Source organism: Salinigranum salinum, assembly GCF_009176545.1.
GTDB classification, from domain to species: Archaea; Halobacteriota; Halobacteria; order Halobacteriales; family Haloferacaceae; genus Salinigranum; species Salinigranum salinum.
The window spans coordinates 2,006,630-2,020,168 of sequence record NZ_VTOJ01000002.1 but is presented as its reverse complement, the minus strand read 5'-3'; the positions used below and the strand labels follow the sequence as shown (position 1 = coordinate 2,020,168).

Below are 13,539 nucleotides of genomic sequence, written 5' to 3'. Positions count from 1 at the left end.
CGATGTCGTTCGTCGATCCCGTCCGTGGCACTTATACTATCGGCCGTCGCCGGGGCTGGTCCCGGTTCGGCGAGTTCCGGCGTTCGAGCCGCTCTCGACGCCCCGGTCTCCCGGTGTGTCGTGGCTCGGAGGTCACTCGAACGGTAACGTTCTTCCGCGCGGGTCGTGCACGGAGGGGCATGACACTCGAAGGGCTCGACGACCTCGATCGGGCGATCCTCGGCGCGCTCCAGCGCGACGCGCGGCACGCCTCGTCGGGTGACATCGCGGCGTCGATGGACGTCTCGGCGTCGACGGTTCGCAAGCGCATCCAGCGGCTCGAATCCGAGGGGATCATCACCGGCTACAACGCGACGGTCGACTACGAGCGGGCCGGCTATCCGCTGCAGGTGTTGCTGTTCTGTACCGCCACGATCCCCGATCGAGAGGAGATGGCCGACCGCGCGATCGCCGTTCCGGGCGTCGTCCGGGTCCAGGAGGTCGCCACCGGCGAGGAGAACCTGCTCGTCACTGCCGTCGCCGAGGACACGGACGAACTGACCGCGATCGCGCAGGAGCTGGCCGAACTCGGGCTGACCATCGGCGAGGAGGAGCTCGTCCGGGGCGACGAGGCCGTGGCGTTTCACCAGTTCACGGCGGCGATCGACGGCGAATCCGACTAGTTCCTGCTGCTGCCGCGTCGTCGGCCGTGATGGTCTCGCCGGGACGATAACGGTCGTCCCGGTCGGGGTGAACGAGGACGCCGTTCCCGAGCCGTGACGAGGTCCTCCTCGCCGCGACCACCGCATCGGTGAAGACGGTCGTCGCACGGATCCGCTCGATCTCGGACGGTAGACGCCGTCAGTCCGGAGGTCGGCGAAGACGACCACGCGGGTGCGCCGCGCCCCGTCGTCGCTCGTCGACGCCCCCGTCCACGAGACCATCGTCGAGTACGCCGAGACGAACGATGTCGATCTCGTGGTCGTGGGGCTTACGGGTCGGGGGTGGCTCTCGACGCTCCTCCGCTCGCGCGTCGTGACGTCGATGGACATCCCCGTCTACGGGCAGCGGCTCTCGCGGGACTCGCAGTCCGACGCCGATCGGTCTCGAAGCCGTGGCTACCACGTCGCAGTCACTCGCATTCGAGCCGGTTCCGGGAGGGTCTTCCGGGCTCCGTTCCCGACGGAGAAATGTGCCCAACTAGTTGGGTACTGTTGATATATCCGTCGCACGTGTACGCGTAATTAGAGCAGAACACCTGCTACGATCGACCATGAGTCACTGCACCTACTGCGACACGTTCGTGTCGACCGACTTCGTTCGCGTGTTCGGCGACGAGAACGGGCGCGTCTACGCTTGCCCGAACTGCACGGCCAACGCCGGTATCCAACAGGTGAGCGCCGAACGCAAGGCGTCGATGGCCTGATCCGTCCGGCGTCTCCGGGCGACGAGTCGGCTTCCGCTCGTCTCGTCGAACACCACAGCATCATCATCGGACTGCCAGCGTCACGGTTTTCTTCCCCCGTACCGCTGTGAACCGACGAAGAGCGGTCGCTGGCGGGTCGTAGTCGTCTCAAAAAACCGGGACGTTGTACGGATCGTGGTGTCGCCGTACGGCGACGGACCGACTCGCGTTACAGCCGCGTCAGGTTCGCTGCGCGGGGACCCTTGGGCGAGTCCTGAATCTCGAACTCGACTTCCTGTCCCTCCTCGAGGTCGGGGCCGCCGACGTCTTCCATGTGGAAGAAGACGTCGTCGTCCGAATCGTCCGTAGAGATGAAACCGTAACCGCCCGTATCGTTGAAGAAATCAACCTTACCTGTCGCCATTGCTTCTGAACATAGTGGCACGAAACTCATAACCCTTCCGAAATAGTTCCAGCCGATCCCGGGACGAAGTTGACAATTGGCCACTCCGGGTGCGTCGCGCGCGAGCGTGACGTGGAACACACGGAGCAGCCGTTCGAAGCGCCTGATCCGGTGCGAACGGGATGGAATTCTGTCGTATCGTCAGTTCTCGTTCCGGGCGCGGTGAGGCGAGTTCAGCGGTCCCCGTCGGCGTTCGACGGTCCGCCGAGCCAGAGTTTGAGCCAGTCGGCCAGCGGGCCCCGCATCCCGTCGACGGTGACGGTGACGTTCCCGTTGAACCGCCACGTCGCGCGCTCGGGATCGTCGCCGTAGGTGAGCGGGACGTCGACCGTGAGGTCTTCGGCGGTGAGACGGACCACTTCCTCTCTGTCGATCTCCTCGTCGAGGACCTGTTCGACGACGTCCAGCCACGTCCGTCCCGGCGGATCCAGCTCGTGTACCTGTCCGTCCATACGCCCGCTTGGTGCCGGAGCATACTTGTGTTTGTGCTCCAGGCATGGGAGGTTTCGTCAGAGAGCCGTCCTCACGGGACGACCCACGGCCTCCTCATCTGAACGCGCGGTCGAGGGCAGTGAGACCGGCGGAGAGTTCGCGCCCGACGACGCCGAGCACACCGCCGACGCGCGCCTCGACGGGAGCGATGCCGAGGCGACGGGAGACGACGCCGGGGTGGGCTCCCGCCCCGAGCACGGCGACGGTCCGGTCGCGTATCCGTACTTCGACCGTGAGGTCGGTCGTGGTCAACAGCGCGGTGAGGCGGTCCGTACCGCCTCCAGGGAGTCCGCGAAGCGCCCGGAGCGCGGCGGACAGCGACGGGAACTCCACGAAGAGCCGCTCGCCGGTCGACTGCACCGACGCCTCTGCGCCGTTCACCGTGAGCGTGAGGTCGGTCGCGACGGACAGCGGTGCCGTCGGCTCCGACTGCCCTGCTGCGTCACTCACGCTCGCGAGTGGTGACGCGGACCGAGCCATCCAGTCGCCAGTGGGCGTGTTCGGCGTCCGGCCCCGTGCCGCTCGGCACGTCGACCTCCATGTCCTCGAACTCGTAGATGATCTCCGCGCCGCGCCCCGTCAGCCGGTCGTAGAGGCTGATCGCCAGATCGGGCCACGTGGTCGTCTCGTCGATCCGTTCTTCCGGGGTGGTCGAATCGGCCATATCGGTGGCAAGGACTGTCAGCACATATACCTTTGTTTCGGCTCGTCCCGGGAGTCTCTTCGCTCGTCGCGGTCCCTCGGACCCGGTGACGACGTGTCCGAGGAGATACCAACCACGCATCAGGTGTCTGACGCGGCCTCGGATACTAAGTAGCGGTCACACGAAGGGATCCGATATGGCGAAGGAGACGGTGCGCTACCCGGACGCGCTGGTGGCTCGGATCGAGGCGTTCGTAGACGACTCGGTGGCGTTCGAGTCGAAGTCCGAGTACCATCGGTTCGCCTCCGAGTTCCTCCTCTCGCTCCTCGACCCCGACCACGAGCCGTCGGTGCTCGGCTACGGCGAGATCTTCGAGGATCTGGGCACCGAACTCGACGACGCGCTCGACGACGGTTCCGACGGCGAGGAGCGGTTCCTCGAGACGTACATCCGGGTCCGGCGACACCTCCTCCACGGCGAACTCGACGCGGCTCGCGCGGTGGTCGACGAGACGTACGACGTCACCGACCGCGAGGCGCTCTTGCTCGACGAACTCATCGGGCAGTCGCGGGCGTCACGACCGGAGTCGGCTGCGGCGGGCGGGCCGAGTCCCGGTCGCGTCGGCGCCGGACCGACCGTCTCCACGAACGGTCGTGGGCCGGAGACCGAGACGACCGAGACAGCCGACACTGACGCGAGCCGCGTCGACGGACGAACCGACGCCGGCGCGGGCACGGGGCAGGCCGACGGAAAAACTGACCGCGACGGACGACGCGCCGACGAACGGGGCGACGCCGAGGACCTGCCCGTCGACGAGACGCCGATCGAGTCCGAGCACTGACTGTCCTCGGCGGGTGCCTCCGAGCCGGGGTCGGTCCGGCGTTCCCGTCGGCCGTTTTCGGGTTCGGCGTGTCGCTCACCCCCCGTTTCGACCGTCCCCGCGCCCGCGTCGTGCCCGCGCCTGTTCCTCGACGTCCGCGAGCGCCGCCTCCTGTTCGTCCCGGGCGAGGCCACCGGATTCGACGTGTCGTCCCGTGTACTGCCACGCGGGGACGAGTTCCCAGATCGACTCACCCCCGCCGTCGGCGTCCCCGACGTCGCGGCGAACCGCACCGCCGACCGCCAGCGCGACGACTGCGGCGACGACGATCCAGACCGGACCGACGTCGACGACGCCGAGCACGGGGGAGAGCAAAACGACTGTGGCGATGACGGCCACAGCGAGGGACCAGCGGCGGACCATACGCTCGGGTACGGCGTGCGGCGTGGTAAGCCTAGGGAGGCCCCCGTCACTCGCGTCCGCTCCAGTCGCGCCGGCGGACGACGGCGACGTGCCGCACGGACCGCACAGTACACCCCCACCGCGGTGAAAGTGACGCTCAGAGCCGACTTCCCGGTGCAGTGGCACGGTTTCGACTCGAAGAGAGGGGGTCGTTCGTACCGATACCCCCGGGGGAACGAGGGGACGACGTGCCGTCGGCCGGCCCGACGGTGTCCCGTGTCCATCGAGTGCATACGCCACGCACGACGACGAATCCGGGCTGATTTGACCGTCGAGGGCGAACGCGAGACACTAGTGGCCCGCTTCGGATCGATCGGACTCCTTCGAAACCGCGAGTTCGCCGCCCTCGCGGGGACGGCGTTCGCCCGGAGCCAGGCGTACTCGACGGTCCTCATCGCCCTCGCGCTGTACGCCGACCAGTTCGGGACGACCGGCGTGGTCGAGGGCCTGTTCGGGACCGCCTTCGCCGCCGTCCAGCTGCTCATCGTGCTCCCACTCGGACGACAGGTAGACACCGGAAACGCCAAGCGGTGGCTGCTCGGCGGCCTCGTGCTCAACGTCTTGGTGTTCGTCGCCTTCGTCTTCGTCGGCTCGCCGACGCACGTGATCCTGGTGCGGATCGCACAGGGGATCGGCGCGAGCGTGCTCTGGATCACCGGGTCGACCGTCGTGGGCACCATCGCGCCCGACGACGAGAACGGCCGGTGGCTCGGGTCGTACAACCAGGTCGGTGCCTTCTCCAGCCTCGCGGGGGACGTCGTCGGCGGCTACTTGCTGTACACGCAGGGATTCACCGCCACGTACGTCGTTCTCTCGGGGGTGACGCTGGTCGCGTTCGTGCTCGTGTTCACGTCCCTCCGCGACGACCCGGGTGGTGGCTCCGCGCGTCCGGACGAGACGCTGGCCGAGAGCGTCGCGACGATCCGGACGCTCCTCGCCCGCCCCTTGCTCCGTGCGCTCGTCGTCTTCCGCCTCTCCTTCTCGGTCGGGAAGATGGCCGTCATCCTCTTCCTCCCGATCCTCGCCCGGACCGAGTTCGGCATCACCGCGCTCGCCATCGGCTGGATTCTCGCGGGCGGGAAGCTCACGAAGGCGCTCACCCAGGGGTACGTCGGCGACCTCTCGGATCGCCTGGGTCGGAAACCGCTGTTCGTCGTCGTCGGCGCACTCGGCTACGGGCTCGGGACCGCGCTCATCCCCCTCTCGTACGTGGCCGAGGGGCAGTTGACCCCGATCCGGTTCGTCGCGTTCGGCCAGCAACAGCACCTCGGCGGCGCGTTCGTCGCGCTCTTCGGCGCGTACATGGTGCTCGGCGTGGCCGACAGCATCCGGCTTCCCGCGAGCATGGCGCTGTTCACCGAGGAGGGAGAGGCACACGACGCCGTCGCCTCGGCGTTCTCGCTCCGGTCGATCTCGTGGAAGGTCGGACAGGTGGCCGGTCCCGTCCTGATCGGTGTGATCATCGACACCGTCTCGGTCACGGTCGCGTTCTACACGGCGGCGGGGTTCATCGTCGCCGCCTCGCTCGCCTTCTGGGGACTGGTCCGACGGGCGGGCGTCGCGGAAGGGTCGGCGCCCACGGCCGTGGCCGACGACTGACGGCTCGAGGGTCGACACGGGCGGGCGACGGCCGGGACGAGAGTGCGGTCCGGCACGGCTCGCACCATTAGTCGGCCGCCACGGACGCGTCGGCGCGTTCCGCTGCCCGGGTGAGTGCCCGCTCCGTGTACGCCTGCAGCAGTCGAGCCCGGTAGTCCGCCGAGACGTGGTGGTCGCCCATGAGCGCCGCCTCGTCGATGCCGTCCATCGCCGCGGCGGCGGCCGTCTCGATCACTCCGGCGTCGAGCGATTCGTCGACGAGCGCCTCCTCGGTGCCCGGCAGGCGCATCGCGTGGTCGAACGCGCCGTTGGCGGCGACTCGGGCCGCAGTGACGACGTCGCCTTCGAGTTCGAGTACGGCCGCGACGCCGACGACGGCGTACCCCGACGAGGGGCTCTCCTTCTTGACGTAGACGCCGACGTCGTCGGGGCCGAGCTTCGGGAGGTCGATCCGGGTGAGGAGTTCGCCCTCCTCCTTCGCGGTGGTGAAGATCATGAGGAAGAAGTCGTCCGCCGGGACGGTCCGCTCGCCGTCCGGCCCCTCGAGCACGAGCGTGGCGTCGCTCGCCAGCGCGGCCGCGGGCAGGTCCGAGGCGGGGTCGGCGTGGGCGAGGTTGCCGCCGATGGTTCCCCGGTTACGAACCTGGACGTCACCGATCGCGCCCGCCGCCGCCGTCACCGCAGGGCAGGCGTGCCCGAGGTCGGCGTCGTCCGCGATGGTCGCGTAGCGCGTGAGCGCCCCGATCCGGACGCCGTCGTCGTCGATCGCGATCCCGTGGAGGGCGTCGATGCCGGAGATGTCGACGAGCGCGGGCGGGTTCGCCAGTCCGAGCTTCATCGTCGGGAGGAGCGAGTGGCCGCCGGCGATGATCTCGGCCTCGGGATGCTTGCCCAGAAGGTCGAGCGCCTCGGCGACCGTCTCGGCGCGGTAGTAGTCGAACTCGGCGGGGAACATCAGTCGGCCCCCGCGTCGACCGCGTCGACTGCCGTCGACGGCATCTCAGTCGCCCCCCGCGTCGGTCGGATCGACCGCGCCGCCGTCCGTGGCCGTCCGCATCGTCTCGGCGGCGCTCTCGACCGCGTTGACGATGTTCTGGTAGCCCGTACACCGGCAGAGGTTCCCCTCGAGCGCCTCACGGATCTCCGCCCTAGTGGGGTCGGGGTTGCGCGCGAGGAAGTCGAGCGAGGTCATCAGCATCCCCGGCGTACAGTAGCCGCACTGCAGGCCGTGTTCCTGCGAGAACGCCTCCTGCAGCGGGTGGAGGGCGTCGCCCTCGGCGAGGCTCTCGACGGTCCGGACCTCGCTCCCGTCGCACGCCACCGCCAGGAGCGTACAGGACTTCACCGCGTCGCCGTCCACGTGGACGGTGCAGGCCCCGCACATGCTGGTCTCGCAGCCGACGTTCGGCCCCGTGTAGCCGAGGTCGTCCCTGAGCGCGTGGATCAGGAGGGTCCGTGACTCGACCGTCAGTTCGTGTTCCGTCTCGTTCACCGTGAGTGTGATGTCGTGTGTCGTCATCGTCTCTCCGTGGTGTCTCGCCGATCGGCGACGACGGACACCCGTGTCGTGGGCCGACCACCCTGTGGTGGTCCCTGACACAGCGTTCGTGAACGGTCCCACGAGGGACAGGGAGAAATAGCTTGCCAGCGCGCTCGCCGCCGTCTCTCCACCCTCGGCCGGCACCGGTCGGTCCGGACTCCGGAACGGCGGGGTAGATTCTCGACCACCCCCCGGCGAGGTCCGTCGCTCGTACGGTTCCCGTCCCGACAGACGACACCCTCGGACCGGCGAGCACCCAACGAGACCCTCCGCTCGACGTCGGGGTACGCCGTCGTCCGCGTCCGCGACGATCGCTGGTCGTGTGTGCGGCGCTCGCTGGCGTCTTCCGGCGCGCTGCTGCGGGGGGGTGGGGGTGTGCTGTCCGTCGGCGTCCCGCGTCGACGACCGTCGACTGCCGGGGACGCACGCGTTGAAGTGGGCCCGGGAAGTAGTCGCCCGAGTGAGCCGCTCATCGGAGGGACCGGAGCCACCGCGCGAGCCCAACCGGGGGGAGACGACCGAACGGATCGGCATCACCTGCCGCCCCGACCACGACGTGTTCTCGACCGTCGCCGCGCGACTCGTCGAGCGGGGGTACGCCGTGACGTTCTTCGATGCCGAGCGGCCGGTGAGCCAGCCCCTCCTCACCGACCTCGCGCTGTTCGTGAGCAAGTCGACGCGGCCGGCGTCGGTCGAGTCGCTCCTGCGGGCCGAGCGCGCGGGCGTCCCGACGTGGAACAGCGCGACGGGCGTCGCCGCCTGCGTCTCGCGGTTCTCGCAGCTCTGTCTGCTCGCCGGCGTCGGCTTCGCCGTCCCCGACGCGTCCCGCTCGAAGCCCGCCGGGCGGTACGTCGCCAAGAACCTCTACCACTGGAACATGTCGCCGGAACTCGACGGCGAGGGCGACCTCTACGAGGAGTACCTCCCCGCGGAGCCGATCGACTACAAGTACTACGTCGTCGACGACGGGGAGCGACTCCACGCGCGCGTCCTCCGCGCGACGTCGAAGCTGTTCGGCGAGAAGCGGGTCGTCGGCGAGGCCGACCCCGTCGACGACCACGTCGACCGCATCGGCGACCTCATGCGTCGACTGGGCATGCGCGCCGTCGGCGTCGACCTCGTTCGCGTCGACGACGACTGGTACGCGGTCGACCTCAACCCCTGTCCCAGCTTCCGGGACACCGGGCTCACCGACGCGCTCGCGGCGTCGATCCTCGACTGCCTCCGCTGAACCAACTGCGCGACGGCGTCCCGGCACGTGACCGCGGGGCGCACCAGAATCTATATAGCTCTGTCGAGGCCTCCTAGTAAACGATTACCAGCCCCCCGCCCCTACGAACGTTACTCGATGTCAGCGCGCTTCTCACCTGTGGCAGTAGAGAACGGGTCGTGACCGTGACCCGCGACTCCCGCACGAACGGCCTCGACGACCGACTCATCGAGCGGTGCGAGGCGATCCCGCGCGACCCCCCGTCCGGGAACTACGTCGTCGTCGACGTGCTCCACTTCTCGAACACGGTGATCGAACTGTTCGCCAACGGCGCCGACTACGTCCACATCACCGACGAGCGGGGCGACGAATCCGCGTTCAAGACCGCCACTCCCGAGGCTCGTATCGGTGGCGGAGCGACCCCCGCCTACGAGCCCGAACCCGGCTACGACTTCTTCAACTCCCCCAGCTACGTCCAGGACCTCGACGTCGCGGGGCGGCCGGTGAGCATGACCTCGACGAACGGCGGGCGGGCGGTGGCGCTCCTCCGCGACCGCCTCGACGACGAGAGCGCGGTGTACGTCGGCTCGACGATGAACGCCCGGGCGCTGGCCGACCACCTCCGCGGGAGCGACCGCCCCACGTACCTCGTCAGTGCTGGGTCGCAGGGCAGCGTCGCGCTCGAAGACCACGTCGGGGCGACGCTCATCAGCCGCCGACTCGACGGCTTCTCGCTCTCGGCCGCCGAGCGCGCGGTGTTCCGCCAGCAGGTGAAGGTCGCCAAAGGCCCCGACTACGCCGACAAGAACGCCCTCCGCCACCGCGACGTCCACGACTACGCGCTGGCGTTCGACAGCCGACGCGTGCTCCCGCGGCTGGCGGGCGAGTCGCTGGTCGACGTGGCCCGTGCGGAGCCCCGCCTGCCGTCCGACTGAGTCGCGTGGGTCGTCGAGGAGGACGATCGGGCGGACGTTCGGGGTCGTGGCGTCGTTTCGATCCCCCGCTCGGACGTGTGTCGATCAGGTAACGAGGTGCCCCGAACTCACCTCACCTTGCCCCTTTCATAGGGATCATGAAATAGTCCATAGCTTTTCGCGAATCATCTCCAGTAGTTGGCAGATGCAGTGTGCGAGATACACAGCGCATATCTTGCAAGGGGAGATAGGTGAGTGATTCCTTTCTTGTGGCTACATGTCATTCACAGTTGGAAGAGTCCAATCGTAGGAAACTGCTGCTAATCGAGTCACCACGGCCGCAGCCGAACACGTCACGGCAGCCACGCTCCCGGCGGCTCCGAAGGTTCCAACGAACCAGTACGCGCTCGCGCCCAAAACCGCACAGGTGGCGTAGAAATCCTCGAAGAGGATGAACGGTGACCGGTCGAGGAGAATATCCGCGAACGCACCACCGCCAACGGCGTTGATAGTGCCGATGGCGACGATACCGAAGACGGGGAAACCGGCCGTCGTTGCCACAATCGCCCCGGCCGTGGTGAAGGATGCGAGACCGATAGCATCCGCGACGATCGTGATCGGATGCGTCTCTGGCGCATTGAAGACGACGCCCAGCGCGATGGCCAACCCCACGCCGAGGAGCCCCAGAATGATCTCGATCGGTGACTGAAGGGCTAGTGGGACGCGGGTGACGAGGAGATCGCGTGTCACACCTCCAGCGAACGCCATCGCCAACCCAACGATGGTGATGCCGAAGACATCGAACTCCTCACGTATTGCCTTCGATGACCCCACGAACGCAAACGCGACCAAGCCGATGGTGTTCATCACGGCAAACGGATCGCCGAAGAGGGCCGTGAGGACGTTCTCGACCATTAGAGGGCTCTACAGCAGCCTGTTTGATGATTCTACCTGCAGTCGAATGGTGATGCCGTCCGGACCGGTGACTTCGATCCCCTCGTTCCGGTCAGCGATTGGAATCTCACGAGTCGCAAGCCGATCACGGACCGCATCGAGTGTCGCCGTATCCGGGACCACGAGCTCGACCCACGCCAGTCCTCGCCCGTCATTCGGTGTGGTCCGATGGTGCCAGGTGTTGGCCCCGATATGGTGGTGGTACCCGCCAGCCGAAACGAAGGAGGCGGCGGGCAGCGACGTTTGCAGCTCGAAGCCGAGCGTCTCCACGTAGAACTCTCGGAAATCCTCCAGAGAGCTTACTTCCAGATGGACATGGCCGATATCCGTTCCCGGCGGGACCGTGCTGTCACCGGTAGCAGCAGCTTCGATTGGCGTGAGGTCGAGCGGCTCCGTGCTGATCCGAACGCGACCCTCCTCGGTGATGGGCCACTCGTCCCGTGGGAAGTCACGGTAGATCTCGATGCCATTGCCCTCGGGGTCGGTGAGGTAGAGCGCCTCGCTGACCCAGTGGTCGGAGGCACCACCTAGATGCCAGCGATCACGGACCCGAGCCAACGCATCACCCAGTGCCTCACGTGAGGGAACTCTGAACGCGTTGTGGTAGAGCCCTGCCCTCGATCGATGTCGGGCTGGGAGGGCTTCCTCGCCCTCCAGAACGAGGAGAGGGGTCCCATCACTACCGAGAACCGACGCCGTATCTCCAGTGCGGAGCACTTCCAGGCCCACCACTGCTCGATAGAACTCGGTCAATTCGTCGAGGTCAGCGACGCGGAGCGCCGTTCGGCCGATACGGGTCCCATTCGGGAGCGGATTAGCTTCCTCTGGGTTGGCGTGCGTGGTCACTCTTGGCTCCTTAGAGGCCGATGTTTAGTGCGTACGGCCAGGCCGTCCCGCCGATGGCGATGATCAGGAGTGCTGCCCCGAAGAGTGCCGAGTTCTTCAGGAAGTTCGACATCTCGGCCTGCTGCTGCTCGGGGTCGTCGAACGCCCAGAAGTCGTGCATCATCGGCGTGGAGACGAGCAGGAACAGGGCGATGGCGGCCGCGCCGAGGAGTGGGTAAACGCCCAGCACGATGGCCACGCCACCGAAGACGAGCAACATTCCGGAGGCGACGACACCGAGCCGCGGGAAGGGAACACCCTTGGCCTCGGCGTACCCGCTCATCCCGTCGAGTTGCGTGAAGTGGTTGAACCCCATGAACCCGAGGACCGCGCCGAACAGCACCCGTCCGATAAGGAACGCGATGCCGCCGACGGTCGTTTCGATCGCCATTAGGTGGCCACCTCCGGCTGGCCGCCGGTCATTCGGATGGTCTGTCCAGCCACCCCTTCGTTAGTGAGCTGGTGAAGCACTTCGTCGGCGACGGCCTCCGCAGCCGTCCACTCGGAGAAGTCCGCGTCCGGCATTGCCTCTCGGTTCCCAGGAACGTCGATGAGGAACGGCGCGACGGCATTGACACGGGCATCCAACTCCTCGTTGAGGGACTCGGCTAGCGTTCTGACCGCTCCCTTGCCAACGTTGTAGGCGAGGGTTCCGGCAGTCGCGTCGATCGCCCGATCGGAGCTGAACAGTACGATGCCGCTTCGGTCATCGAGTTGGTCGGCGAACGCCCGGACGGTGAGGAAGGCGGTCGTCGCGTGACGGCTCAACGCGGCCTCGAAGGCCGCAGCGTCGGTGTCATCGATGCCACCCATCGAGAACCCGCCAGCCAGCCCGACGATGTGGTCCACGCCGCCATGGTCAGCGTTGACGGTCTCGGCGAGGGATTCGACGGCCACCTGGTCGGTGAGATCGGCCTGGTAGTAGGTTACCGCTTCGGGGTATTCGTCGGTATTCAAGTCCGAGTCGCTCAGGTAGGTGCCGATGACTTCGGCACCGTCGTCAAGCAACCGTGAGATTACGTAGGGTCCAAGGTTCCCGGCCGCCCCGGTCACCAGAACCGTTTGGTTTGCAAGTTTCATTGCATATCAGGTTTGTATGCCAACCCATATATAATTCCGCTAATAGGAGTGTGACCAGGTAATCCAGACCCAACTCTCACCGCTTGAGCTGTCCCATGCTATACGAGGTTCTCATCTAAGCATTCGCCAGAAGGAAACAGGTGGGGTGTCCTCAGGCAGAGGTGATGTCGGGAAACATATTGAGGGGCCGATTCAGCGGAGAGGGCGATCCGTTCTAGATGTGGTTGAGTCTCGCAAAGAACCGCTGGAGGTAGCTAACCACCCGACGCGGAGGCATCGCCGGGAGGTAGAACTCGTGGTGTTCGATGACTGCGCTTTCACTGTCTTGGGCCGATTGGTTTGCAAGTTCCATTGCATTACGTAGTTTGTAACCAAACCGTTATATAGTTCCGCGAACATATGTGTAACCAGGTAATGGACACCCAATCACAACCCCCAAAAGCCGACGAGGAAACGGAGAAGGAACGCCAGAACCCCGAGGTCTGCAACGTCGTGCGGGCCGTCGAGGAGATGGGATCGGAGTGGAAACTCATCATCCTCGACGACCTCCGCGAGGGCGAGAAGCGCTTCAACGAGCTCAAGCACTCCACGGGCGCAAGTTCGTACACCCTATCGCGTGTGCTTGAGGACCTCCAAGAAGACGGGCTCGTGGAGAACCGCAAGGAGTTCGAAGCGCCAGTTGCCAGCTACTACACCCTCACCGAGAAGGGCGACGCGCTCTGTCCGGTGTTCGACGCCCTCGACGAGTGGGGCGGGGCCTGGGCCTAACCACCGTGGCCGGGAACGATCCCTTCGACGGCCTCGATATCCCGGATGACCCATCGGCGGACCTAGACCGGGCGACCCAGGCGTTGACGATACGAACCGAGGAACGCCGGTATGGAAAGCACATGGTCGTTATCGCGGGCTTCGACGATTCAGTTGAACCGGAATCGCTCGCCTCCGAGCTGAAGTCCGCGCTGGGGACCGGTGGGACCGTGAAGGAAGGGCATATTGAAATCCAGGGCGATCACGAGGTCCGCATTCGAGATCTGCTGACCGAACGCGGCTACCAGATAACGGGATAATGCGGGGAGTGGACTGAAGGATGCAC

General features: G+C 66.6%; 20 protein-coding genes. 9 read left to right on the top strand and 11 right to left on the bottom strand.

Annotation, left to right across the window (positions count from 1 at the left end):
• Nucleotides 1–179 precede the first annotated feature (179 nt).
• The 3 genes from FZP69_RS21155 to FZP69_RS22800 all read left to right on the top strand — a co-directional run bounded on the left by FZP69_RS21155 (nucleotide 180) and on the right by FZP69_RS22800 (nucleotide 1,405).
• Entirely contained in the window at nucleotides 180–662 is a 483-nt protein-coding gene (locus FZP69_RS21155) for an Lrp/AsnC family transcriptional regulator (protein ID WP_152043326.1), read from the top strand.
• Nucleotides 663–873: 211 nt separating this feature from the next.
• On the top strand, nucleotides 874–1,197 hold the full coding sequence (locus tag FZP69_RS21150; RefSeq protein WP_152043325.1) for a universal stress protein: 324 nt from the start codon (nucleotides 874–876) through the stop codon (nucleotides 1,195–1,197).
• Between the two features lie 55 nt (nucleotides 1,198–1,252).
• Nucleotides 1,253–1,405, top strand: a complete 153-nt coding sequence (locus FZP69_RS22800; RefSeq protein WP_192918680.1) for a DUF7563 family protein — start codon at nucleotides 1,253–1,255, stop codon at nucleotides 1,403–1,405.
• 208 nt (nucleotides 1,406–1,613) lie between these two features.
• Here the strand turns inward: FZP69_RS22800 and FZP69_RS21145 are convergent, their stop codons facing one another.
• The 4 genes from FZP69_RS21145 to FZP69_RS21130 form a co-directional block, all read right to left on the bottom strand.
• Nucleotides 1,614–1,808 carry a cold-shock protein gene (locus tag FZP69_RS21145; protein WP_152043324.1) on the bottom strand — a complete coding sequence of 65 codons (195 nt, stop codon included), beginning with the start codon at nucleotides 1,806–1,808 and terminating at the stop codon, nucleotides 1,614–1,616.
• Between the two features lie 212 nt (nucleotides 1,809–2,020).
• Nucleotides 2,021–2,299, bottom strand: a complete 279-nt coding sequence (locus FZP69_RS21140) for a hypothetical protein (RefSeq protein WP_152043323.1) — start codon at nucleotides 2,297–2,299, stop codon at nucleotides 2,021–2,023.
• Nucleotides 2,300–2,393: 94 nt separating this feature from the next.
• On the bottom strand, nucleotides 2,394–2,789 hold the full coding sequence (locus FZP69_RS21135) for a hypothetical protein (RefSeq protein WP_152043322.1): 396 nt from the start codon (nucleotides 2,787–2,789) through the stop codon (nucleotides 2,394–2,396).
• Nucleotides 2,782–3,003, bottom strand: a complete 222-nt coding sequence (locus FZP69_RS21130; protein ID WP_152043321.1) for a hypothetical protein — start codon at nucleotides 3,001–3,003, stop codon at nucleotides 2,782–2,784. The genes FZP69_RS21135 and FZP69_RS21130 overlap by 8 nt, the downstream gene beginning before the upstream one ends.
• A 175-nt stretch (nucleotides 3,004–3,178) precedes the next feature.
• Here FZP69_RS21130 and FZP69_RS22795 point away from each other — a divergent pair, with 175 nt between their 5' ends.
• Nucleotides 3,179–3,823: a hypothetical protein gene (locus FZP69_RS22795; RefSeq protein ID WP_192918679.1), complete on the top strand. Its 645-nt coding sequence runs from the start codon at nucleotides 3,179–3,181 to the stop codon at nucleotides 3,821–3,823.
• A 75-nt stretch (nucleotides 3,824–3,898) separates the two neighbouring features.
• Here the strand turns inward: FZP69_RS22795 and FZP69_RS21120 are convergent, their stop codons facing one another.
• Entirely contained in the window at nucleotides 3,899–4,225 is a 327-nt protein-coding gene (locus tag FZP69_RS21120; protein ID WP_152043320.1) for a hypothetical protein, read from the bottom strand.
• Nucleotides 4,226–4,558: 333 nt separating this feature from the next.
• Here FZP69_RS21120 and FZP69_RS21115 point away from each other — a divergent pair, with 333 nt between their 5' ends.
• A complete protein-coding gene (locus FZP69_RS21115; RefSeq protein WP_152043467.1) occupies nucleotides 4,559–5,863 on the top strand; it encodes an MFS transporter in 1,305 nt (434 codons plus the stop codon).
• 67 nt (nucleotides 5,864–5,930) lie between these two features.
• On the opposite strand, the gene FZP69_RS21110 is transcribed toward FZP69_RS21115, so the two are convergent.
• Nucleotides 5,931–6,818, bottom strand: coding sequence for an FAD binding domain-containing protein (locus tag FZP69_RS21110; RefSeq protein ID WP_152043319.1), 888 nt, complete (start codon nucleotides 6,816–6,818; stop codon nucleotides 5,931–5,933).
• A gap of 45 nt (nucleotides 6,819–6,863) precedes the next feature.
• Nucleotides 6,864–7,382 carry a (2Fe-2S)-binding protein gene (locus tag FZP69_RS21105; protein WP_152043318.1) on the bottom strand — a complete coding sequence of 173 codons (519 nt, stop codon included), beginning with the start codon at nucleotides 7,380–7,382 and terminating at the stop codon, nucleotides 6,864–6,866.
• A 481-nt stretch (nucleotides 7,383–7,863) separates the two neighbouring features.
• Between FZP69_RS21105 and FZP69_RS21100 the strand changes: the two genes are divergently transcribed.
• On the top strand, nucleotides 7,864–8,634 hold the full coding sequence (locus FZP69_RS21100; protein ID WP_152043317.1) for a hypothetical protein: 771 nt from the start codon (nucleotides 7,864–7,866) through the stop codon (nucleotides 8,632–8,634).
• A gap of 164 nt (nucleotides 8,635–8,798) precedes the next feature.
• Complete coding sequence (locus FZP69_RS21095; protein WP_152043466.1) at nucleotides 8,799–9,548, top strand: 2-phosphosulfolactate phosphatase; 750 nt, start codon at nucleotides 8,799–8,801, stop codon at nucleotides 9,546–9,548.
• Nucleotides 9,549–9,800: 252 nt separating this feature from the next.
• On the opposite strand, the gene FZP69_RS21090 is transcribed toward FZP69_RS21095, so the two are convergent.
• From FZP69_RS21090 to FZP69_RS21075, 4 genes are read right to left on the bottom strand one after another with little or no spacing between them, the layout of a single operon-like run.
• Nucleotides 9,801–10,442 carry a trimeric intracellular cation channel family protein gene (locus tag FZP69_RS21090; RefSeq protein ID WP_152043316.1) on the bottom strand — a complete coding sequence of 214 codons (642 nt, stop codon included), beginning with the start codon at nucleotides 10,440–10,442 and terminating at the stop codon, nucleotides 9,801–9,803.
• Between the two features lie 9 nt (nucleotides 10,443–10,451).
• The gene (locus tag FZP69_RS21085) at nucleotides 10,452–11,327 is read right to left on the bottom strand and encodes a VOC family protein (protein ID WP_152043315.1); all 876 of its coding nucleotides are present in this window, start codon (nucleotides 11,325–11,327) and stop codon (nucleotides 10,452–10,454) included.
• Nucleotides 11,328–11,337: 10 nt separating this feature from the next.
• Entirely contained in the window at nucleotides 11,338–11,757 is a 420-nt protein-coding gene (locus FZP69_RS21080; protein WP_152043314.1) for a DoxX family protein, read from the bottom strand.
• A complete protein-coding gene (locus FZP69_RS21075; RefSeq protein WP_152043313.1) occupies nucleotides 11,757–12,446 on the bottom strand; it encodes an SDR family NAD(P)-dependent oxidoreductase in 690 nt (229 codons plus the stop codon). Before FZP69_RS21075 ends, FZP69_RS21080 begins: the two co-directional genes overlap by 1 nt.
• A gap of 414 nt (nucleotides 12,447–12,860) precedes the next feature.
• Between FZP69_RS21075 and FZP69_RS21070 the strand changes: the two genes are divergently transcribed.
• Nucleotides 12,861–13,214, top strand: coding sequence for a winged helix-turn-helix transcriptional regulator (locus tag FZP69_RS21070; RefSeq protein WP_152043312.1), 354 nt, complete (start codon nucleotides 12,861–12,863; stop codon nucleotides 13,212–13,214).
• A 5-nt stretch (nucleotides 13,215–13,219) separates the two neighbouring features.
• A complete protein-coding gene (locus tag FZP69_RS21065; protein ID WP_152043311.1) occupies nucleotides 13,220–13,513 on the top strand; it encodes a translation initiation factor in 294 nt (97 codons plus the stop codon).
• Nucleotides 13,514–13,539 lie beyond the last annotated feature (26 nt).

What these genes read in the sequence shown, in the direction of transcription:
- FZP69_RS22795 (WP_192918679.1), top strand. Translation starts at nt 3,179, where the DNA reads ATGGCGAAGGAGACGGTGCGCTACCCGGACGCGCTGGTGGCTCGGATC.
- FZP69_RS21090 (WP_152043316.1), bottom strand. Translation starts at nt 10,442, where the DNA reads ATGGTCGAGAACGTCCTCACGGCCCTCTTCGGCGATCCGTTTGCCGTG.
- FZP69_RS21080 (WP_152043314.1), bottom strand. Translation starts at nt 11,757, where the DNA reads ATGGCGATCGAAACGACCGTCGGCGGCATCGCGTTCCTTATCGGACGG.
- FZP69_RS21145 (WP_152043324.1), bottom strand. Translation starts at nt 1,808, where the DNA reads ATGGCGACAGGTAAGGTTGATTTCTTCAACGATACGGGCGGTTACGGT.
- FZP69_RS21070 (WP_152043312.1), top strand. Translation starts at nt 12,861, where the DNA reads ATGGACACCCAATCACAACCCCCAAAAGCCGACGAGGAAACGGAGAAG.
- FZP69_RS21120 (WP_152043320.1), bottom strand. Translation starts at nt 4,225, where the DNA reads ATGGTCCGCCGCTGGTCCCTCGCTGTGGCCGTCATCGCCACAGTCGTT.
- FZP69_RS21110 (WP_152043319.1), bottom strand. Translation starts at nt 6,818, where the DNA reads ATGTTCCCCGCCGAGTTCGACTACTACCGCGCCGAGACGGTCGCCGAG.
- FZP69_RS21155 (WP_152043326.1), top strand. Translation starts at nt 180, where the DNA reads ATGACACTCGAAGGGCTCGACGACCTCGATCGGGCGATCCTCGGCGCG.
- FZP69_RS21105 (WP_152043318.1), bottom strand. Translation starts at nt 7,382, where the DNA reads ATGACGACACACGACATCACACTCACGGTGAACGAGACGGAACACGAA.
- FZP69_RS21075 (WP_152043313.1), bottom strand. Translation starts at nt 12,446, where the DNA reads ATGAAACTTGCAAACCAAACGGTTCTGGTGACCGGGGCGGCCGGGAAC.
- FZP69_RS22800 (WP_192918680.1), top strand. Translation starts at nt 1,253, where the DNA reads ATGAGTCACTGCACCTACTGCGACACGTTCGTGTCGACCGACTTCGTT.
- FZP69_RS21140 (WP_152043323.1), bottom strand. Translation starts at nt 2,299, where the DNA reads ATGGACGGACAGGTACACGAGCTGGATCCGCCGGGACGGACGTGGCTG.
- FZP69_RS21130 (WP_152043321.1), bottom strand. Translation starts at nt 3,003, where the DNA reads ATGGCCGATTCGACCACCCCGGAAGAACGGATCGACGAGACGACCACG.